The sequence below is a fragment of the Caldimonas thermodepolymerans genome (genome assembly GCF_015476235.1).
GTDB classification, from domain to species: domain Bacteria; phylum Pseudomonadota; class Gammaproteobacteria; order Burkholderiales; family Burkholderiaceae_C; genus Caldimonas; species Caldimonas thermodepolymerans.
In genome coordinates, this window is record NZ_CP064338.1 from 3296891 (window position 1) to 3317227 (window position 20337).

At 69.6% G+C, this 20337-nt stretch carries 17 protein-coding genes; 13 read left to right on the forward strand and 4 right to left on the reverse strand.

The window, feature by feature from the left end; all coding sequences use genetic code 11:
* The 4 genes from gspD (at nt 1) to IS481_RS15545 (ending at nt 6133) form a co-directional block, all read left to right on the forward strand.
* Nucleotides 1-2253 (forward strand): type II secretion system secretin GspD, encoded by a 2253-nt coding sequence (gspD, locus tag IS481_RS15530; protein WP_104357004.1) that lies wholly within the window; start codon nt 1-3, stop codon nt 2251-2253.
* Between the two features lie 8 nt (nt 2254-2261).
* Nucleotides 2262-3683 (forward strand): type II secretion system ATPase GspE, encoded by a 1422-nt coding sequence (gene gspE / locus IS481_RS15535; RefSeq protein ID WP_104357005.1) that lies wholly within the window; start codon nt 2262-2264, stop codon nt 3681-3683.
* 79 nt (nt 3684-3762) lie between these two features.
* Nucleotides 3763-4980: a type II secretion system inner membrane protein GspF gene (gspF, locus tag IS481_RS15540; RefSeq protein ID WP_104357006.1), complete on the forward strand. Its 1218-nt coding sequence runs from the start codon at nt 3763-3765 to the stop codon at nt 4978-4980.
* 160 nt (nt 4981-5140) lie between these two features.
* On the forward strand, nt 5141-6133 hold the full coding sequence (locus IS481_RS15545; protein ID WP_104357007.1) for an AAA family ATPase: 993 nt from the start codon (nt 5141-5143) through the stop codon (nt 6131-6133).
* 74 nt (nt 6134-6207) lie between these two features.
* Here the strand turns inward: IS481_RS15545 and IS481_RS15550 are convergent, their stop codons facing one another.
* Complete coding sequence (locus IS481_RS15550) at nt 6208-7173, reverse strand: hypothetical protein (RefSeq protein WP_146079526.1); 966 nt, start codon at nt 7171-7173, stop codon at nt 6208-6210.
* 128 nt (nt 7174-7301) lie between these two features.
* On the opposite strand from IS481_RS15550, the gene IS481_RS15555 reads away from it, so the two are divergent.
* Nucleotides 7302-8210, forward strand: coding sequence for a 5'-nucleotidase (locus IS481_RS15555; protein WP_104357009.1), 909 nt, complete (start codon nt 7302-7304; stop codon nt 8208-8210).
* Between the two features lie 4 nt (nt 8211-8214).
* Here IS481_RS15555 and IS481_RS15560 read toward each other — a convergent pair whose 3' ends face one another.
* Together IS481_RS15560 and IS481_RS15565 are read right to left on the reverse strand one after the other, a co-directional pair.
* Nucleotides 8215-10077 carry a M48 family metalloprotease gene (locus IS481_RS15560; protein WP_170067447.1) on the reverse strand — a complete coding sequence of 621 codons (1863 nt, stop codon included), beginning with the start codon at nt 10075-10077 and terminating at the stop codon, nt 8215-8217.
* Nucleotides 10078-10211: 134 nt separating this feature from the next.
* Nucleotides 10212-10934, reverse strand: a complete 723-nt coding sequence (locus IS481_RS15565) for a Crp/Fnr family transcriptional regulator (RefSeq protein ID WP_104357011.1) — start codon at nt 10932-10934, stop codon at nt 10212-10214.
* 126 nt (nt 10935-11060) lie between these two features.
* On the opposite strand from IS481_RS15565, the gene IS481_RS15570 reads away from it, so the two are divergent.
* From IS481_RS15570 to IS481_RS15605, 8 genes are all read left to right on the forward strand, one after another.
* On the forward strand, nt 11061-13007 hold the full coding sequence (locus IS481_RS15570) for an AMP-dependent synthetase/ligase (protein WP_104357012.1): 1947 nt from the start codon (nt 11061-11063) through the stop codon (nt 13005-13007).
* 35 nt (nt 13008-13042) lie between these two features.
* Nucleotides 13043-13885, forward strand: a complete 843-nt coding sequence (locus IS481_RS15575; protein WP_419186862.1) for an ABC transporter ATP-binding protein — start codon at nt 13043-13045, stop codon at nt 13883-13885.
* 10 nt (nt 13886-13895) lie between these two features.
* On the forward strand, nt 13896-14825 hold the full coding sequence (locus tag IS481_RS15580) for a branched-chain amino acid ABC transporter permease (RefSeq protein ID WP_104357013.1): 930 nt from the start codon (nt 13896-13898) through the stop codon (nt 14823-14825).
* A gap of 135 nt (nt 14826-14960) precedes the next feature.
* Nucleotides 14961-16025, forward strand: coding sequence for a branched-chain amino acid ABC transporter permease (locus tag IS481_RS15585; protein WP_104357014.1), 1065 nt, complete (start codon nt 14961-14963; stop codon nt 16023-16025).
* A 49-nt stretch (nt 16026-16074) separates the two neighbouring features.
* On the forward strand, nt 16075-17424 hold the full coding sequence (locus IS481_RS15590) for an ABC transporter substrate-binding protein (protein WP_104357015.1): 1350 nt from the start codon (nt 16075-16077) through the stop codon (nt 17422-17424).
* Between the two features lie 83 nt (nt 17425-17507).
* Nucleotides 17508-18323, forward strand: coding sequence for an ABC transporter ATP-binding protein (locus IS481_RS15595; protein ID WP_104357016.1), 816 nt, complete (start codon nt 17508-17510; stop codon nt 18321-18323).
* A gap of 21 nt (nt 18324-18344) precedes the next feature.
* Nucleotides 18345-18632, forward strand: coding sequence for a hypothetical protein (locus IS481_RS15600; protein WP_104357017.1), 288 nt, complete (start codon nt 18345-18347; stop codon nt 18630-18632).
* Nucleotides 18629-19897, forward strand: coding sequence for a phenylacetate--CoA ligase family protein (locus IS481_RS15605; protein WP_104357018.1), 1269 nt, complete (start codon nt 18629-18631; stop codon nt 19895-19897). Before IS481_RS15600 ends, IS481_RS15605 begins: the two co-directional genes overlap by 4 nt.
* A gap of 13 nt (nt 19898-19910) precedes the next feature.
* On the opposite strand, the gene IS481_RS15610 is transcribed toward IS481_RS15605, so the two are convergent.
* A complete protein-coding gene (locus IS481_RS15610; RefSeq protein WP_104357019.1) occupies nt 19911-20276 on the reverse strand; it encodes a cupin domain-containing protein in 366 nt (121 codons plus the stop codon).
* Between the last annotated feature and the right edge of the window lie 61 nt (nt 20277-20337).

Consider the following 20337-nt stretch of genomic DNA (forward strand, 5'->3'; position numbering starts at 1 on the left):
ATGAAGTTGAACTGGCCCGTCCGCCTTGCGACCCGGCTGACCTGCTCGGCGGTCGCTGCCGCACTGGCGGCCTTCCCCCTGCCCGGCGCGCTGGCGCAGCCGGCGGCTGCCGCGGCCGCGCGCGCCGACGCCTCCACGAGCCAGGTGACGCTGAACTTCGTCAATGCCGAGATCGAGGGCGTGGCCCGCGCGATGGGCGTGATCCTGAAGCGCCAGTTCGTCGTCGACCCGCGCGTCAAGGGCACGATGACGCTGTACAGCGAACAGCCGATGAGCCGCAGCGACGCCTACCTGAGCTTCCTGGCCGCGCTGCGCGGGCTGGGCTTCACGGTGGTGCAGGTCGAGGGGCTGTACAAGATCGTGCCCGAGGCGGACGCCAAGCTGCAGACCGGCTCGGTCTCGGCCGGCCCGATGCCGCAGGTGCGCGGCGACCAGATCGTCACGCAGATCTTCCGGCTCAACCACGAGAACGCCAACAACCTGGTCACCGTGCTGCGGCCGCTGATCAGCCCGAACAACACGATCAACGTCACGCCCGGCACCAACTCGCTGGTCATCACCGACTACGCCGACAACCTGCGCCGGCTGGCGAAGATCATCGCCGCGCTGGACCTGCCCAACAGCACCGACATCGAGGTGATCCCGCTGCAGCACGCGGTGGCCAGCGACCTCGCGGTGATGGTGCAGCGCCTGAGCGACCTGCAGGGCGCCCCCGGCGCACCCGGCGCCCCGGCAGGTGGCGCCCAGCCGGCCGCGGCGGCGGCGGCCGGCGGCGGCAGCGGCGGCACCATCCTGGCCGACCCGCGCACCAACTCGCTGCTCGTGCGCGCGCCCAACCCGGCGCGCATGAACATGATCCGCTCGCTGGTGCAGCAGCTCGACCGCCCGGGCGTGGGCGGCGCCGGCGGCAGCAACATCCACGTCGTCTACCTGAAGAACGCCGACGCGGTGCGGCTGGCCCAGGTGCTGCGCGCCGCCTTCGCGCCGCAGGGCCAGGCCGGCGGCAGCGGCGGCGGGGGCGTCGCCGCCCCGGCCAGCACCACGCCGGCCGCGCAGACGACGCTCACCGGCAGCAGCGACGGCAGCTCGCCGCAGGCCACCGCGCCGGTCAGCGGGGCGGCGCAGCCGTCCACCGGCGGTTTCATCCAGGCCGACCCGGCCACCAACTCGCTGATCATCACCGCGCCCGAGCCGCTGTACCGGCAGCTGCGCGCCGTGATCGACCAGCTCGACACGCGCCGCGCGCAGGTCTACGTCGAGTCGATGATCGTCGAGGTCAACGCCGACAAGGCGGCCGAGTTCGGCATCCAGTGGCAGAGCCTGATCGGCAACGCCGGCAACGAGTACATCGGCGGCATCGGCACCAACTGGGGCGACGGCGGCAGCAACATCCTCAACGCCACCCGCTCGCTGCTGGGCGGCGCCGAGGGCCTGGCCAACGCCGAGCTGCCCGGCAACGGGTTGAACTTCGGCGTGGTGCGCAAGTTCGGCCGTTACTACACGCTGGGCCTGCTGGCGCGCGCGCTGGAGAGCAACACCGGCGCCAACATCCTGTCCACGCCGAACCTGATCACGCTGGACAACGAGGAGGCCAAGATCGTCGTCGGCGAGAACGTGCCGTTCATCACCGGCCAGTACACCAACACCGGCACCGGCACGACCAGCCCGTTCCAGACCATCGAGCGCAAGGACGTCGGCCTGACGCTGCGCATCCGCCCGCAGATCGGCGAGAACGGCACGGTGCGGCTGACCATCTTCCAGGAATCGTCCAACGTGATCGCGGCCAACGTGCCCGGCACCACCAATGCCGGCCCGGCGACCACCAAGCGCTCGATCGAGTCGACCGTGGTGGTCGACGACGGCCAGATCATCGTGCTGGGCGGCCTGATGCAGGACAGCTACGAGGACGGGCGCTCGAAGGTGCCGGTGCTCGGCGACCTGCCGGTGCTGGGCGGCCTGTTCCGCAGCGAGACCCGCACCCGCGAGAAGCGCAACCTGATGCTGTTCCTGCGCCCGGTGATCATGCGCGACCAGGAGGCCGCGACCCGGCTGTCGCTGGATCGCTACGACCTGATCCGCGCCCAGCAGCGCGAGACGCAGCCCTCGCCGCGCCTGCTGGTGCCGGTCAACGAGGCGCCGCTGCTGCCGCCGATCTCGATCCCGCAGGCGCCGGACAGTGCCACGCCGCCGCAGCCCGCCGGTGACGCCGCGCCGCCGCCGCCGCTGACACCCAACACGCCGATCGAGCGCTGAAGACCGCCATGGGAGCCCGCCATCCGCTGCCCTATGCCTTCGCGAAGGCGCACACCCTGCTGCTCGAGGACGACGGCGAACGCCTGGTGCTGTGGGCCGACGAGGACGTCTCGCCGCAGGCCGTCTCCGAGGTGCTGCGCCACTTCGACGTCGACGCCTTCGAGCGCGAAGCCTCGGCCACGCTGACCCAGCGCATCGCCGCGGCCTATGCCGGCGGCGAATCGAGCGCCGCGGCGGTGGTCGGCGAGGTCGAGAGCGCCGTGGACCTGTCGCGCATGATGCAGGAGCTGCCGGCGGTCGAGGACCTGCTCGAGGCCGCCAACGACGCGCCCATCATCCGCATGCTCAACGCCCTGCTGACGCAGGCGGCCAAGGACGGCGCCTCGGACATCCACATCGAGCCCTACGAGCGCAGCTCCTCGGTGCGCTTCCGCGTCGACGGCACGCTGCGCGAGATCGTGCAGCCGAACAAGGCGCTGCACGCGGCGCTGATCTCGCGCCTGAAGATCATGGCCGAGCTCGACATCGCGGAGAAGCGCCTGCCGCAGGACGGCCGCATCTCGTTGCGCATCGGCGGCCGCGCGATCGACGTGCGCGTCTCGACCCTGCCCTCGGCGCACGGCGAGCGCGCGGTGCTGCGCCTGCTCGACAAGGGCGAGTCGCGCTTCACCCTGGAGAGCCTGGGCATGGGCGGCGACACGCTGGTCAAGTTCAGCCAGCTGATCCAGCAGCCGCACGGCATCGTGCTGGTCACCGGCCCCACCGGCTCGGGCAAGACCACCACGCTGTACGCCGCGCTGGGGCGCGTGGACACCGCCACCACCAACGTGCTGACGGTGGAGGACCCGGTCGAGTACGAGCTGCCCGGCATCGGCCAGACCCAGGTCAACGCGAAGATCGACCTGACCTTCGCCAAGGCCCTGCGGGCCATCCTGCGCCAGGACCCGGACGTCATCATGATCGGCGAGATCCGTGACTTCGAGACCGCGCAGATCGCGATCCAGGCCTCGCTGACCGGCCACCTGGTGCTGGCCACGCTGCACACCAACGATGCGCCCAGCGCCGTCACCCGCCTGATCGACATGGGCGTCGAGCCCTTCCTGCTCAGTTCCTCGCTGCTGGGCGTGCTGGCGCAGCGCCTGGTGCGCAAGCTGTGCCCGCACTGCAAGCGCCAGGACGAGTCCGGCCGCTGGCACCCGGTCGGCTGCAAGGAATGCGGCAACACCGGCTACAAGGGACGCACCGGCGTCTACGAGCTGATGGTCGCCGACGACCGCATCCGCGCGCTGATCCACAGCCGCGCCGCCGAATCGCAGCTGTTCGTCGCCGCCGAGCAGGGCGGCATGCGGACCATGCGCGAGGACGGCGAGCGGCTGGTGCAGGCCGGCATCACCTCGCTGGAGGAGGTGCTGCGCGTCACGCGCGACTGAAGGCGCGGCCGCCCGTCGCGAACCCGCCCTGCCCCTACACTGACGCTCCGTCCACGCTCGCCACCGACTGCTGCCACCCGTGCCTGCCTACAAGTTCGAAGCCCTCGACGCCAGCGGCCGCACCACCTCGGGCCTGATCGAAGCGGACAACGCCAAGGCCGCGCGGGCCCAGCTGCGCCAGCAGAAGCTGGTGCCGCTGGAGGTGCAGGCGGTGGTGGCCGACGCGGCCGAGTCCGCCGCCGGGCTGGCGCTGCGGCGCAAGGTGTTCAGCGCCACGGGCCTGGCGATCTGGACCCGGCAGCTGGCCGGGCTGGTCACCTCCGGCCTGCCGCTGGAGCGGGCGCTCACTGCCCTGGCCGACGAGGCCGAGGACCTGCGCCAGCGCGAGCTGGTCGCGCACCTGCGCAGCGAGGTCAACGCCGGCAGCTCGTTCGCCAAGGCGCTGGCCACCGCGCCGCGCGAGTTCGACGAGATCTACCGCGCCGTCGTCGCCGCCGGCGAGCAGAGCGGCAACCTGGGCCTCGTGCTGGAAAAGCTCGCCGACGACCTGGAGGAACGCCAGGCCCTGCGCGGCCGGCTGGTCTCGGCCGCGCTGTACCCGGCCATCGTCTCGCTGGTCGCGGTGGTGATCGTGGTGTTCCTGGTCACCTACGTCGTGCCGCAGGTCGCCTCGGTGTTCTCCGGCAGCAAGCAGGCCCTGCCGTTCCTGACCGTGGCGATGCTGGCGATCAGCGGCTTCGTGCGCCAGTGGGGGTGGTTGGCCGCGCTGCTGATCGCCGCGGGCTTCGGGCTGCTGGCGCTGATGCTGCGCAACGAGGCCTTCCGCGAGCGCTTCGACGCCGCCTGGCTGCGCCTGCCGCTGATCGGGCGGCTGGCGCGCGGCTACAACGCGGCGCGCTTTGCCGGCACGCTGGCCATGCTGGCCGGCGCGGGCGTGCCCATCCTCAAGGCGCTGCAGGCGGCGGCCGAGACGCTGAACAACCGCGCCCTGCGCGCCGACGCGCTGGATGCGCTGGTGCAGGTGCGCGAGGGCGCCCCGCTGGCGGCCGCGCTGGCCGGCAAGAAGCGCTTCCCGGGGCTGCTGGCGATGTTCTCGCGCCTGGGCGAGCAGACCGGCACGCTGCCGCAGATGCTGCAGCGCGCGGCCAACCAGCTCGGCCAGGAAGTGCAGCGCCGCGCCCTGCAGATGGCCACCATCCTCGAGCCGCTGCTGATCGTCGTGATGGGGGTGGTGGTGATGCTGATCGTGCTGGCCGTGCTGCTGCCGATCATCCAGCTCAACTCCTGGGTGCGCTGAACCGGGCCGGCGCGTGACGCCGGTCACGCCCGCGAGGCGGCCGTGCGACATGCCGGGATGGCGTCGGGGTTTTCCCGTTTGTCCCACATTGACCCCTGGGTACGCTTTGTTGCAAGGTCCCCTCGTCAGGGGGCCGTGACCCTGGAGGTTCGACAGGACTATGAGTGCGACTGACCTGGTCCCCGTGCGCGACGGACACATCCCGATCGCCCACATGAGGGCGGTCTACCGTGTCAGCGACGTCGAGAAGCGTCTGGACAAGCTGCCGCACAAGGAACACGAGAACCTGCGCGCCACCTACGAGCGCATGCTCGAGCGCGGGCCGGAGCGGTTTCAGGTCAAGCCGTCCGGCCTGCCGGTGATGGACAGCCTGTACGACGAGCTGCCCAACTTCACCGAGGTGCTCGACGACATCAAGCGCCAGCTCGCGCTGTGCGAGGACAGCCGCGACGCCCTCGAGATCACGCCGATGCTGCTGCTCGGCCCGCCGGGCGTGGGCAAGACCCACTTCGCCCGCCGCCTGTCGCAGCTGCTGGGCACCGGCATGGGCTTCGTGCCGATGAGCTCGCTGACCGCGGGCTGGGTGCTGTCCGGCGCCTCCTCGCAATGGAAGGGCGCGCGTCCCGGCAAGGTGTTCGAAACCCTGGTCGACGGGCAGTACGCCAACCCGGTGATGGTGGTCGACGAGATCGACAAGGCCGGCGCCGAGGCGACCTACGACCCGCTCGGCGCGCTCTACAGCCTGCTGGAGCACGACACGGCCGGCACCTTCACCGACGAGTTCGCCGAGGTGCCGATCGACGCCAGCCAGGTGATCTGGGTCGCCACGGCCAACGACGAGCATGCGATCCCGGAGCCCATCCTCAACCGCATGAACGTCTACACCGTGCCGGTGCCGGACCGCGACGCGGCGCGCCGCATCGCACTGCGGCTGTACCGCACGATCCGCGGCGAGCACGACTGGGGCTCGCGCTTCGAGCCCGAGCCGAGCGAAGCCGTGCTCGAGCGCATGAGCGCGCTGGCGCCGCGCGAGATGCGCCGCGCCTGGATGACCGCCTTCGGCAACGCCAAGCTGGACCGGCGCTCGCGCATCGAGGAAAAGGACCTGCCCGACACCGGTTCACGCCGGCAGGGCATCGGGTTCGTGCACTGAGCCCCCGGTCGCTGCCGCGGGGAAAGAAAAAGGGGGCCTTGCGGCCCCCTCGCTTCGTTCCGCCGGGGCGGAGATCACAGGTACACGGAGGCGAACAGGTCGTCCGCATCCCGGGTCGTGGTCCCGACCGGCGTGTCGTTGCCCGCGTGGAAGAACTCGTAGACGATCTTGCGATCGGCATCCGAGAGCGTGATGCGGACGTAGCGGCCCGAGCGGTCGACCACGTCGACGGCGCCGGCTCCCTCCGACGTGAAGGGCTCATGCTGCCGCAGCCCGTAGGAAGCCCCGTCGACGACCGCCGTGCCGCCCAGCGAAAGCTCCCCGTCCTCCGCAGAGCTCCGGAACGACAGCTCGTGCTTCCACCGGAAGCGCTTCCCGTCGTCCGTCACGTCCACATTGAAACGCACGACCATCCCCCATTCGTCAGGGGTCTCCCAGGTCTTCGTCTTGACCGTGCCGTCCAACGTCAGTTCGATGGTGTTCATGGTGAGGGAGAAGCCCTCATAGACCGTGGTGGCCTCGTACTCGATGCTGTCGCCCGTCTCCTTGAAACTGTCGAGCGTGACCTTCACCCGGCCTTTGAGCAGATGGCCGACCGCGTTGGAGCAGTCGTCATACCGGAGCTCGAGGTAGTCGCCCGGGGTGACGTCGTCGGCGCTCTGCTCATACGTGACCTCCTTCCACGTCCCGCTTTCGTCGCATGCGCGGGTGCTTTCGGAGATGGCGAATGCCTGCACCCGGCCCTTGGAGCGCATCGCCTGGATCGCCTCCTCGACGATGCGGCGCGTCACATCGACCGGACCGGCGCCCGGGCCCTGGCTGCCCTGGACCCCAAACGGAACCACACTGAACTGTTGCGAACGGCCGATGACCGAGACGACCACATCGTCGGCCACCTCCGCGTAGTTGGTCTCGGTCAGCGACCCCGTGATGCCGCCGGCGTCGTCATCGTCGCCACCACCGCCACCGCCGCCGCAGCCCGTCAATGCCAGAGAACAGGCCAGCAGGGCCCCATACAGAATCGACCATTTGCTTTTCATCTCGAACACCTTCTTGACATGCCTTGGACACCTCCATGACCGAGGTGCGATCTGGCAGCATGCCACCGGGAGGTGCGCGGATCGATTCGTCCAAACGGACGATGCGCCTGCGTGCACAATTGCACACCATGTCCATCACCCTCGCCGGCCAACTTGTCGTCGCGATCTCCTCGCGGGCGCTGTTCGATTTCGAGGAAGAGAACCAGCTCTTCGAGGCGACCGACGACCACGCCTACATGCAGCTGCAGCTGCAGCGCCTGGACGTGCCCGCCAAGCCGGGCGTGGCCTTCTCGCTGGTGCACAAGCTGCTCGCCTTCAACCGGGAGACCGCCGACGGCAAGCCGCGGGTGGAAGTGGTGATCCTGTCGCGCAACGACCCGTACTCGGGGTTGCGCGTGTTCCGCTCGGCCCGCCACTACGGCCTGCCGATCCAGCGCGGCGTGTTCACGCGCGGGCAGCCGCCCTACCGCTACCTGCGCCCGCTCAACGCCAACCTGTTCCTCTCGGCCAACGAACTGGACGTGCGCGCGGCGCTGGACGCCGGGTTTCCGGCTGCGCGGGTCTACCCGCTGTCGGCGCGCGCCTCCGACGCCCACCCGAACGAGGTGCGCATCGCCTTCGACGGCGACGCGGTGCTGTTCTCGGACGAGGCCGAGCAGGTGTTCCAGCGCGGCGGGCTTGACGCCTTCCAAGAACACGAAAGCTCGCGTGCCGAGTCGCCGCTGCCGGCCGGGCCGTTCAAGCCGCTGCTGGAGGCCCTGCACCGCCTGCAACGCAGCGGCAGCCCGACGATGCGCATCCGCACCGCGCTGGTCACCGCGCGCAGCGCGCCGGCGCACGAGCGTGCGATCCGCACCCTCATGAACTGGAACATCGAGGTCGACGAGGCGTTGTTCCTGGGCGGGCTGCCCAAGGGCGAGTTCCTGCGCGAGTTCGAGCCTGACTTCTTCTTCGACGACCAGATGCGCCACATCGAGAACGCCTCGATGCACGTGCCGGCCGGGCACGTGGCCGCAGGCATCGCGAACCTGGCGTGAAGCCTCAGCGCCGGCGTCGCTGGTAGATCGGCTGCGCACCCGCGGCACGCAGCTCGGGCTCGCCCACGTCGAGGTCGACCAGCACGACGCGCAGCCGCCCGCCGAACGGCAACCGGTGCATCAGGTACCGGGCGACGTCGCGGCCCAGTTCCTCGTCGCGCCGCGTCAGGCGGATGAACAGCACCAGGTAGCTTCGCCCCGGCATGGCCGCGACGTGCTGGCCGCCGATCCAGGCGGTCGCCACCTCCGGCGTGCGGATCAGCTCGTCGACCACGCTCTTGCGGTCGGCCTCGCTCCAGTCGGGCTCGCCCAGGCCTGCGCAGGGATGCGCCCCGACGAAGGCCTCCCAGGCCTCCTGCTCGAGCTGTTCGAACCGTTCTCGCCGCTCGCGCCAGCGCCGCCGCAGCGCGATCTCCATCTCCTGGCCGTCATGCTGCAGGCGGTCGATCAGCTCCTGCGCCATCGTGCAGGCAGCCAGGCCGTGGTGCGGGTGGACGGCCTGCAGGCGGTCGAGCAGCGGCAGCGCCGCCGCGTCGCCTGCCTCCACCTGCAGTTCGGCCAGGCGCAACAGGGCCTCGGGGTGCTGCGGGTCGCGCGCCAGCGCACGCTGGTAGAACGGCGCCGGGCTGTCGGCGGACAGCGCCTCGAAGCAGCGTGCCCACTCGACCCACTCGTCGGCCGACAGCGCCGCCGCGCACGGCTTCAGGGCCTGGATGTGCTCGCGGCATTGCGCGAGGTGCTCGCGGTGCCGGGCCCAGTCACGCCGCATCTCCTGCCACCACTCGCGGTCGAAGTGCTCGGCAACGCGGCGCACCACCGGCCCGAGCAGCGCCAGCGCCGACCGGCGTGACCAGGCCGGCACCCCGGGTTTCAACCCCAGGGCCGCGAGCCGGTCCTTGGGCACCGGGTGGGTGTCGTCGTAGCTCGGCAGCTCCTGCAGCGCCTGCCGCAGGGCCTCGCGTGCGAAGGGCTCGGGCGGAGGCTGCAGCAGCCGCGCGACCATCTCCGCATGCGGCATCGGGTCGGGCTGCGCCTGGTGCGCCGCGCGACGCCAGAGCTGGCGCCAGTATTCCGTTTCGTACCAGCGGCTCTTGATCTCGATCTCGTTCCACGCCTGGCCGACCACCTCGGCGCCGCACAGCCGCGCCGCGATGCGGTCGGCCTCGTACTCGTCCTGGCGCGCCAGCGCGAAGGTGCGCGCGTTGAAGCGCGGGATGTACCAGATGAAGAAGCGCCGCAGCAGCCATGACACCAGGCTGTCGTCACGCTCGTAGGTGACGTACATGCGCCACCAGGCGGTGCGGGTGCGATAGATCCACGCCGAGAACTTGCCGTGCTCGCCGCGCAGGTGGCCGTACTCGTGCGCGATCACCGCGAGCAGCCGTTTCGGCTCCAGCGCACACAGCAGCGGCCAGCCGATGCACAGGTAGTTGGTGTGCACCAGACCTCCGAAGCGCGGACGCTGCATGATGTAGGCGTTGAAGCTGGCGTCGACCATCACCACGTCGATCGGCGGTCCCTTGACCGCCCGGCGGATGCGGTCCAGGCCCTTGAACAGCTCCGGGGCATCGGCGCGTTCCAGCCGGTAGCCCTCGGGGCGCTCGAAACGCGTCATCAGCGCGCGCAGGCAGACCCACAGCAGCGCCAGCGCCACCAGCCCTACCCAGATCATCCAGCCACGCAGGCCATGCGCCGCCCAGGCCCGGGCGACGACGACCAGCGTGCCTGCCGCCCCTGCCGCAAGCAGGATCACCACCGCGTAGCCGAACATCGCGAACCACCACACGCTGCGCCGGTACGCGGCGGCATCCTCCTCGCAGGCCTGCTCGCTCAGGCGCACGAGATGCATGAAGTCGACGTGTCGCATGGGCGGTATGGCAGCGGCCGGCGGCCGCCTTGTGGTCAGGGCCCTGCACCGCGCCGCTGCGTGCTGCATCCCCCGCGCGGTGCCTCGGCCCAGTATATCGACGGCCCTGCGCCGCGCAGCCGCCGCGGCAGGGCTCAGCCGTGAAACACCTTCCGCTGCAGGCCTTCCAGATCCAGCACGCGCACGCCACCGTACTCGATGCGGATCAGCCCGCTGCGCTGCAGCGTGTGCAGCGCCTGGTTGACCCGCTGGCGCGACAGCCCGACCAGCATGCCCAGCTCCTGCTGCGTGATGCGCAGCATCGTGCCCACGCCGGGGTAGAGCACCGGGTGGAACAGCGCCGCCAGGCTGCGGGCCACGCGCACATCCGGGTCGGTCTGGCGGTCGATCTCGCGCGCGGCGATGAACTGCCCGAGCCGCTCGTTGAGCTGGCGCATCACGAAACGGTTGAACGGGATGCTGTTGTCCAGCAGCCAGTGGAAGGTGTCGATGGGCAGGCCGGCCACCACGCTGCGGCGCAGGGCCTGCACGTTGTAGCGGTACGGTTCGCGCTTGAGCAGCGTGCCTTCGCCGAACCACGCCCCGGGCGGCAGGCCGGTGAAGGTGATCGCCGTGCCCGAGGAAGTGTCGTTGCTCATCTTCAGCAGGCCGTCGATCACGCCGAACCAGTAGGTCGGTGCCCGACCGATGCGGCACAGCAGCTCGCCCGGCTCGGCGTCGGCGACGCGGATCTGCTGCGCGGCCGCCTCGCGGTCGGCCGCGTCCAGCACCTGCAGCCAGGGCACGTCGGCCAGTTCGCGCGGCGTGGGCGCACGCGCGCGGCGGTGCAGCGGCATCACGGAGGAAGCGGCGACCATGCTCGGGTTTTTCCCCTGGGGGCGGACCCTAGGATTGTCGTCAGAACGACAACCGGGCGTCAAACATCTTCCCTAGCATCACAGGCATGACGGCACACCCTGAAGGTGCCGCAAGAAGGAGACAAGGTGCAAACGACGTTTCCTCGCCTGCTGCTCGAGCACGCACGGCGCCGCCCTGACGCCCCCGCGCTGCGCGAGAAGGAATACGGGATCTGGCAGACCTGCACCTGGGCGCAGCTGGAGCAGCTGGTGCGCGAGCTGGCCTGCGGCCTGGCCGACGCCGGCCTGCGGCGCGGCCAGCACCTGGTCATCATCGGCGAGAACCGCCCGCGGCTCTACGCGACGATGCTGGCGGTGCAGGCGCTCGGCGCTGTGCCCGTGCCGCTGTACCAGGACGCGGTCGCCGCGGAGTTCGTCTTCCCGATCAACAACGCCGAGGTGGCGTTCGCCGTCGCCGAGGACCAGGAACAGGTCGACAAGCTGCTGGAGATCCGCCCGCAGTGCCCGCAGCTGGGCCGCATCTGGTATGACGACCCGCGCGGCCTGCGCAACTACGCCGAGCCCGGGCTGGCCAGCCTGGACGCGCTGATCGAATCCGGCCGGCGCCGCCACGAGCGCGAGCCCGGCTTCTTCGACGCCGAGGTGGAGCAAGGCCATCCCGACGACGTGGCCGCGATGTTCTTCACCTCCGGCACGACCGGCCATCCCAAGGGCGTGGTGCACACCCACCGCGCCCTGCTCGACCGCGCGCAGGCCGGCGCGAAGTTCGACCGCCTGACCGAGCGCGAGGAGGTGCTGGCCTACCTGCCGCCGGCCTGGATCGGCCAGAACTGCTTCAGCTTCGCGCAGTGGCTGGCCTGCGGCTACGTGGTCAACTGCCCCGAGTCGGCCTCGACGGTGACGATCGACATGAAGGAGATCGGTCCGACGTACTACTTCGCCCCGCCGCGCATCTTCGAAGGGCTGCTGACCAGCGTGATGATCCGCATGGAGGATGCCGGCCGCTTCAAGCGCTGGCTGTTCCACACCTTCATGAAGGTCGCGCGGCGCGTCGGCCCGGCGCGCATGGCCGGCCAGCCGCTGTCCGTCGCCGACCAGCTGCTGTACGCGCTCGGCGACGTGCTGATCTACGGTCCGCTGCGCAACAACCTCGGCATGAGCCGCATCCGCGTGGCCTACACCGCGGGCGAGGCGATCGGCCCGGACCTGTTCACCTTCTACCGCTCGATCGGCATCAACCTCAAGCAGCTGTACGGCTCGACCGAGACCGCGGTGTTCGTCTGCCTGCAGCCGGACCACGAGGTCAAGGCCGACACCGTGGGCGTGCCGATCGAGGGCGTGGAGATCAAGCTGGATGACAACGGCGAGATCCTGATCCGCTCGCCCGGGCTGCTCAAGGAGTACTACAAGAACCCGCAGGCCACTGCCGAGATCAAGACCGCCGACGGCTGGTATCGCAGCGGCGACGCCGGCTTCATCGACGCCAGCGGCCACCTGAAGATCATCGACCGCGCCAAGGACGTCGGCCGGCTGCGCGGCGGCGCCCACGACGGCGCGATGTTCGCGCCCAAGTACATCGAGAACAAGCTCAAGTTCTTCCCGCACATCAAGGAAGCGGTGGCCTTCGGCGACGGCCGCGAGAAGGTCTGCGCCTTCATCAACATCGACTTCGAGGCGGTGGGCAACTGGGCCGAACGGCGCAACCTGCCGTATGCGGGCTACACCGACCTGGCGGGCAAGCCCGAGGTCTACGAGCTGATCCGCGAATGCGTCGAACAGGTCAACGCCGACCTCTGCGCCGACGAGAAGCTGGCCGGCTGCCAGATCTCGCGCTTCCTGATCCTGCACAAGGAACTCGACGCGGATGACGGCGAGCTCACCCGCACGCGCAAGGTGCGCCGCGGCTACATCGCAGAGAAGTACCAGGTGCTGGTCGACGCGCTCTACGCCGGGCGCACCTCGCAGTACATCGAGACACAGGTCAGGTTCGAGGACGGCCGCACCGGCATCGTCTCGGCCGACCTGCGCATCGCCGACGCCAAGACCTTTCCCCCGATGAGGAGGGCCGCATGACAGCAGCAGTCGCCACCGCCATGCGCGCGGCCACCATGCCCGCGGAGCCGGCCTCCGCGCCCGCCACCCCCGCCCACGCGCAGGACGCGCCGGCCGCACGCCGCCGCATCGGCGACGTGATCCTCGACGTGCGCAACATCTCGCTGAGCTTCGGCGGCGTCAAGGCGCTGACCGACATCAGCTTCGACGTCCGCGAGCACGAGATCCGCGCCATCATCGGGCCGAACGGCGCCGGCAAGAGCTCCATGCTCAACTGCATCAACGGCGTCTACGCGCCGCAGCAGGGCTCGATCACCTTCCGCGGCCGGACGTTCAAGCACATGAACTCGCGCCAGGTGGCCGAGATGGGCATCGCCCGCACCTTCCAGAACCTGGCCCTGTTCAAGGGCATGAGCGTGCTGGACAACATCATGACCGGGCGCAACCTGAAGATGAAGAGCAACCTCTTCCTGCAGGCGCTGCGCTGGGGGCCGGCCGAACGCGAGGAGATCGAGCACCGCGAGTTCGTCGAACGCATCATCGACTTCCTCGAGATCCAGGCCTGGCGCAAGACGCCGGTCGGCCGCCTGCCCTACGGCCTGCAGAAGCGCGTGGACCTGGGCCGCGCGCTGGCGATGGAGCCGCAGGTGCTGCTGCTCGACGAGCCGATGGCCGGCATGAACCTCGAGGAGAAGCAGGACATGTGCCGTTTCATCCTCGACGTCAACGACGAGTTCGGCACCACCATCGTGCTGATCGAGCACGACATGGGCGTCGTGATGGACATCAGCGACCGCGTCGTCGTGCTCGACTACGGCAAGAAGATCGGCGACGGCACGCCCGACGAGGTGCGCAACAACGAGGACGTGATCCGCGCCTACCTCGGCACCTCCCACTAGAGAGCACCGCATGGCATTCTTCCTCGAGACCCTGTTCGGCGGCCTGATGGCCGGCATGCTCTATTCGCTGATCGCGCTGGGCTTCGTGCTGATCTTCAAGGCCAGCGGCGTGTTCAACTTCGCGCAGGGCGCGATGGTGCTGTTCGCCGCGCTGGCGATGGCGCGCCTGGCCGAGTGGTTCCCGCAGTGGCTCGGCTTCGAGAGCAAGGTGCTGGCCAACGTGCTGGCCTTCGTCGGCGCGATGGTGCTGATGGTCATCGTCGCCTGGCTGATCGAGAGGCTGGTGCTCGGTCCGCTGGTCAACCAGGAAGGCATCACGCTGCTGATGGCCACCCTGGGCGTGGCCTACTTCCTCGACGGCTTCGGGCAGACGCTGTTCGGCTCGGACATCTACTCGATCGACGTGGGCATGCCCAAGGACCCGGTGCTGATCGCCGAGTCCACCTTCGAGGGCGGCATCCTGATCAACCAGGAGGACCTGGTCGCCGCGCTGGTCGCCGCCGCGCTGGTCGCGGGCCTGGCGCTGTTCTTCCAGAAGACCGCCACCGGCCGCGCGCTGCGCGCCGTGGCCGACGACCACCAGGCCGCGCAGTCGATCGGCATCCCGCTCAACCGCATCTGGGTGATCGTGTGGTCGGTGGCCGGCTTCGTCGCGCTGGTGGCCGGGATCATCTGGGGCTCCAAGCTGGGCGTGCAGTTCTCGCTGTCGCAGGTCGCGCTCAAGGCCCTGCCGGTGGTGATCCTGGGCGGCCTGACCTCGGTGCCGGGCGCCATCGTCGGCGGCCTGATCATCGGCGTGGGCGAGAAGCTGTCGGAGGTCTACATCGGCCCGCTGCTGGGCGGTGGCATCGAGATCTGGTTCGCCTACGTGCTGGCGCTGCTGTTCCTGCTGGTGCGCCCGCAGGGGCTGTTCGGCGAAAAGATCATTGACCGGGTATGAAAGAGACGGGCTTGGCGAAGCAAGGTCAAGCGCAGCGTGTCGACGCCAAGGGATCATAGACCGCGCATGAGGACACGTGGGTTCAGCCCCGTCGAGCCAAGCGTGTCGTAGCGACAAGCGCACCAGGAACGCACCATGTTCTACAGAGAAAACGGCCAGTTCAAGACCAGCTACCGCGCCGACCAGCAGATCTTCCCGATCCTGCAGGACCGCATCGCGATCGGCATCCTGCTGTTCGTCGTGCTGGTGGTCGTCCCGCTGACGGCCAGCGAATACATGTTCCGCGCCATCCTGATCCCGTTCCTGATCCTGTCGCTCGCCGCGCTGGGGCTGAACATCCTGGTCGGCTACTGCGGCCAGATCTCGCTGGGCACCGGGGCCTTCATGGCGGTGGGGGCCTACGCGGCCTACAACTTCCACGTGCGCATCGAGGGCATGCCGCTGATCGCCTCGCTGCTGCTGGGCGGTGGCTGCGCGACGCTGGTGGGCGTGCTGTTCGGCATCCCGTCGCTGCGCATCAAGGGGCTGTACCTGGCGGTGGCGACGCTGGCCGCGCAGTTCTTCGTCGACTGGGCCTTCCTGCGCATCAAGTGGTTCACCAACGATTCGCCCTCGGGCTCCGTCAGCGTGGCCGGCCTCAACGTGTTCGGCATCCCGATCGAGTCGCCGGTGCAGAAGTACCTGTTCTGCCTGGCCTTCGTGCTGGTGTTCTCGCTGCTGGCCAAGAACCTGGTGCGCGGCGCCATCGGGCGCGAGTGGATGGCGATGCGCGACATGGACGTGGCCGCAGCCGTCATCGGCATCCGCCCGGTCTACGCCAAGCTAACCGCGTTTGCCGTCAGCTCCTTCATCGTCGGCGTGGCCGGCGCACTGTGGGCCTTCATCTACCTGGGCGCCTGGGAGCCGGCCGCCTTCAACATCGACCGCTCGTTCCAGCTGCTGTTCATGGTGATCATCGGCGGGCTGGGCTCGATCATGGGCAGCTTCTTCGGCGCGGCCTTCATCGTGCTGCTGCCCATCCTGCTCGATGCCATCCCGCGCTGGCTGGGCGCGCCGATCTCGACCGCCACCGCCTCGCACCTGACCTACATGATCTTCGGCGCGCTGATCGTCTTCTTCCTGATTGCCGAGCCGCACGGGCTGGCCCGGCTGTGGTCCACCGGCAAGGAAAAGCTGCGCCTGTGGCCGTTCCCGCACTGATCTGCCAGTTCTACAACGCACCGCACGTGCATACAAAAGGAGACAAGCAATGATCAAGTCGCTCGCTCTCGCATCGCGCCGGGCCACGGCGGCCACCCTGGTGGCCGCCGCGGTGGTGGCGCTGGCCGGACTGCCCGACGCCGCCCAGGCCCAGGCCAAGGAACAATTCTTCCCGCTGCTGGTGTACCGCACCGGCCCCTACGCCCCCAACGGCACCCCCTGGGCCAACGGCAAGCAGGACTACATCAAGCTGATCAACGCCCGCGACGGCGGCATCAACGGGGTCAAGATCACCTACGAGGAATGCGAGACGGGCTACGCGACCGACAAGGGCGTGGAGTGCTATGAGCGCCTCAAGGGCCGTGGCGCCACGGTGTTCGACCCGCAGGCCACCGGCATCACCTTCGCGCTTACCGACAAGGTGCCGCAGGACAAGATCCCGCTGATCACGCTGGGCTACGGCCTCGCGGCCTCGCAGGATGGCGGCGTGTTCAAGTGGAACTTCCCGCTGATGGGCAGCTACTGGACCGCCGCGGACATCATCATCCAGCACATCGGCAGGAAGGAAGGCGGGCTCAACAAGCTCAAGGGCAAGAAGGTCGCCCTGGTCTACCACGACTCGCCGTTCGGCAAGGAGCCGATCCCGCTGCTGGAGGAGCGCTCCAAGATGCACGGGTTCGACCTGCTGAAGATCCCGGTCACCGCACCGGGCGTGGAGCAGAAGTCGGCCTGGCTGCAGGTGCGCCAGCAACGCCCCGACTATGTGCTGCTGTGGGGCTGGGGCGTGATGAACTCCACCGCCCTGAAGGAGGCACAGGCCACCGGCTACCCGCGCGAAAAGATGTACGGCGTGTGGTGGTCCGGTGCCGAGCCCGACGTCAAGGACGTGGGCATGGGCGCCAAGGGCTACAACGCGCTGGCGCTCAACGGCTTCGGCCAGCAGGCCAAGGTCATGCAGGAGATTCTCAAGCACGTGCATGACAAGGGCCAGGGCACCGGCCCGCGCGACGAGGTCGGCTCGGTGCTGTACACGCGCGGCGTGATCATCCAGATGCTCACGATCGAGGCGGTACGCCGCGCGCAGGAGCGTTTCGGCAAGGGCAAGGTCATGACCGGCGAGCAGGTGCGCTGGGGCCTGGAGAACCTCGCGCTGGACGAGAAGCGCCTCGAGGAGCTGGGCTTCACCGGCCTGCTGCGCCCGATCAGCACCTCGTGCCAGGACCACATGGGCTCCACCTGGGCACGCATCCACACCTGGGATGGCACCAAGTGGGTGATGGACGACACCTGGTACCAGGCGGACGAGCAGATCCTCAAGCCCATGGTCAAGGCGGCCGCCGACAAGTACGCGGCCGAGAAGAAGCTGCAACGCCGCACGCCGCAGGACTGCCAGTCCTGACCGTGTGCCCGGGCTCCCCGCGGAGGGAGCCCTCCGGCAAGCGCCGCAGGACGCGACGCTTGCCAGAGTCGAAGGTGCAACAGATGACGACCGCTACGCCTGTCCTGCTCAATGTCAACGGCATCGAGGTGATCTACAACCACGTGATCCTCGTGCTCAAGGGGGTGTCGATGACCGTGCCCGAGGGCAGCATCGTCGCGCTGCTGGGCGGCAACGGTGCCGGCAAGACGACCACGCTGCGCGCCGTCAGCAACCTGCTGCGCGGCGAGCGCGGCGAGGTCACCAAGGGCTCGATCGAGCTGCGCGGCGAGCGCATCGAGGCGCTGTCGCCGGCCGAGCTGGTGCAGCGCGGCGTGGTGCAGGTGATGGAAGGCCGACACTGCTTCGGCCACCTGACCATCGAGGAGAACCTGCTGACCGGCGCCTACACGCGCCGCGACAGCAAGGCCGCGATCGCCGAGACGCTGGAGAAGGTCTACACCTACTTCCCGCGGCTGAAGACCCGCCGCCACTCGCAGGCGGCCTACACCTCGGGCGGCGAGCAGCAGATGTGCGCGATCGGGCGTGCGCTGATGGCCAACCCGAAGATGGTGCTGCTGGACGAGCCCTCGATGGGGCTGGCGCCGCAGATCGTCGAGGAGGTGTTCAGCATCGTGAAGGACCTCAACGCACGCGAGAAGGTCACCTTCCTGCTGGCCGAACAGAACACCAACATGGCGCTGCGCTACGCCGACTACGGCTACATCCTCGAGAACGGCCGCATCGTGATGGACGGCGCGGCCAAGGCGCTGGCCGAGAACGAGGACGTCAAGGAGTTCTACCTCGGCATGGGCGGCGGCGACCGCAAGAGCTTCCGTGAGGTCAAGAGCTACAAGCGGCGCAAGCGCTGGCTGGCTTGAGCCGGCCCCCAGGGAGACCGCATGGACGACTTCTTTGCCCCGCCCCCGTTCCGGCCCGACGAGGCCCTGGTGCAGCTCAAGCGCTCGCTGCGCGAGCTGCGTCCGCTGGCCGAGCGCGGCAACGGCTTCGAGCTGCAGGGCCTGCGCGTCATCGAGCTGGACATCGACGGCGCGACCCTGGTGGCCCGCGTCGCGAAGCGCCCGGCGCACACGCCCGAATGGGAGCACCGCACGCTGAAGAACGGCGCCGACGTGCGGCGGCTCGTCGACGACATCAAACGCCAACTGGCACGCTGGAGCGATGAATGAACGACAGCGCAGAGTTCTACGACGCGCTCGAAACCCGCGATCCGCAGCAGCGCGAGGAAGCCCTGCTGCAGGCCCTGCCGAAGCAGGTGGCGCATGCCCAGCGCAGCACCACCGCCTGGGCCCGGCGGCTGGCCGGCATCGACCCGCGTGAACTGACGTCGCGTGCGGCGCTGGCACGGCTGCCCGTGACCCGCAAGCACGACCTGGCCGAGGAGCAGAAGGCCCACCGCGCCAGCGACCCGTTCGGCGGCTTTGCCGCGATCGGCTGGCGCGCCATGCGCGCCTCGGGCGCGCTGCGGGTGTTCCAGTCCCCGGGCGGGCTGTACGAGCCCGAAGGCGGCGTGCCCGACTACTGGCGCATCGCGCGCGCGGTCTATGCTGCAAGGTTCCGCCGCGGCGACCTCGCCCACAACAGCTTCAGCTACCACCTGACCCCGGCCGGCTCGATGATGGAGACCGGCGCGCATGCGGTGGGCTGCACGGTGTTCCCGGGCGGCGTGGGCAACACCGAGCTGCAGCTGCAGGCCATGCTGGACCTGCGCCCGGACGGCTACCTCGGCACGCCCAGCTTCCTGAAGATCCTGCTCGACAAGGCCGACGCGATGGGCCGCGCGCTGCCGCACCTGCGCAAGGCCCTGGTCTCGGGCGAGGCCTTCCCGCCCTCGCTGCGCCAGGCGTTCGCCGCGCGCGGCATCGACGGCTACCAGTGCTACGCCACGGCCGACGTGGGCCTGATCGCCTACGAGACCGCCGCGCGCGAGGGCCTGGTGCTCGACGAGCAGGTCATCGTCGAGATCGTGCGCCCCGGCACCGGCGACCCGGTGCCCGACGGCGAGGTCGGCGAGGTGGTGGTCACCACGCTGAACCCGGACTACCCCCTGGTGCGCTTCGGCACCGGCGACCTGTCCGCGGTGCTGCCCGGCCGCTGCCCGACCGGCCGCACCAACACCCGCATCCGCGGCTGGATGGGGCGCGCCGACCAGACCACCAAGGTGCGCGGCATGTTCGTGCATCCCAGCCAGGTGGCCGACGTGCTGGCCCGCCATCCGGAGCTGCGCCGCGCGCGCCTGGTGGTCAGCGGCGCGGTCGCGCAGGACCGGATGACGCTGCATGCCGAGGTCGAGGGCGCGCCCGAGGGGCTGGCCCTGCGCGTGGCCGAGACGGTGCGCGAGATCACCAAGCTGCGCTGCGAGGTGCAGCTGGTCTCCCCCGGCACCCTGCCCAACGACGGCAAGGTGATCGAGGACGCGCGCCGCTATGACTGAGGCAGCGCGGCGCTCAGCCGCGCTCGACCACCACGAAGTGCTTGCGCACCGGCTCGAGCACCTCGAACATGCCCTCGAAGCCGGCCGGGATCACCGCGCCCTGCCCGGCCGCGACCTCGGTGTGGCCGCCCGCCGCGTCGTGCAGGCGCACCCGGCCTTCCAGCACGAAGAAGTACTCCTCCTTCGTCGGCGGGAACACGATGCGCCAGGCACCGGGTTCGCAGGTCCAGATGCCGCAGGAGGTCACGCCGTCGCTGCTTTCGTACAGCGTCCAGGTCTCGCGGCGCGGGCAGCCGCGCACCCGGCGGTCCTCGCGCGGATGGTCGACGACCGGCCCGGCGGCCGGCGGATCGAAGCGGATGATGGCAGGCTGGGTCATGACAGGAAGCCTCGCAAGGCAGAAGGGCCCGCATGGTACCCGCCCCGGCCCCCGCGCGCCC

Bases quoted from the DNA above. Each gene is read 5' to 3' on its own strand.
- IS481_RS15590 (WP_104357015.1), top strand. From the start codon at position 16,075: ATGATCAAGTCGCTCGCTCTCGCATCGCGCCGGGCCACGGCGGCCACC.
- IS481_RS15575 (WP_419186862.1), top strand. From the start codon at position 13,043: ATGCCCGCGGAGCCGGCCTCCGCGCCCGCCACCCCCGCCCACGCGCAG.
- IS481_RS15560 (WP_170067447.1), bottom strand. From the start codon at position 10,077: ATGCGACACGTCGACTTCATGCATCTCGTGCGCCTGAGCGAGCAGGCC.
- IS481_RS15600 (WP_104357017.1), top strand. From the start codon at position 18,345: ATGGACGACTTCTTTGCCCCGCCCCCGTTCCGGCCCGACGAGGCCCTG.
- IS481_RS15605 (WP_104357018.1), top strand. From the start codon at position 18,629: ATGAACGACAGCGCAGAGTTCTACGACGCGCTCGAAACCCGCGATCCG.
- IS481_RS15595 (WP_104357016.1), top strand. From the start codon at position 17,508: ATGACGACCGCTACGCCTGTCCTGCTCAATGTCAACGGCATCGAGGTG.
- gspE (WP_104357005.1), top strand. From the start codon at position 2,262: ATGGGAGCCCGCCATCCGCTGCCCTATGCCTTCGCGAAGGCGCACACC.
- IS481_RS15610 (WP_104357019.1), bottom strand. From the start codon at position 20,276: ATGACCCAGCCTGCCATCATCCGCTTCGATCCGCCGGCCGCCGGGCCG.
- gspD (WP_104357004.1), top strand. From the start codon at position 1: ATGAAGTTGAACTGGCCCGTCCGCCTTGCGACCCGGCTGACCTGCTCG.
- IS481_RS15565 (WP_104357011.1), bottom strand. From the start codon at position 10,934: ATGGTCGCCGCTTCCTCCGTGATGCCGCTGCACCGCCGCGCGCGTGCG.
- IS481_RS15550 (WP_146079526.1), bottom strand. From the start codon at position 7,173: ATGAAAAGCAAATGGTCGATTCTGTATGGGGCCCTGCTGGCCTGTTCT.
- IS481_RS15580 (WP_104357013.1), top strand. From the start codon at position 13,896: ATGGCATTCTTCCTCGAGACCCTGTTCGGCGGCCTGATGGCCGGCATG.
- IS481_RS15545 (WP_104357007.1), top strand. From the start codon at position 5,141: ATGAGTGCGACTGACCTGGTCCCCGTGCGCGACGGACACATCCCGATC.
- IS481_RS15555 (WP_104357009.1), top strand. From the start codon at position 7,302: ATGTCCATCACCCTCGCCGGCCAACTTGTCGTCGCGATCTCCTCGCGG.
- IS481_RS15585 (WP_104357014.1), top strand. From the start codon at position 14,961: ATGTTCTACAGAGAAAACGGCCAGTTCAAGACCAGCTACCGCGCCGAC.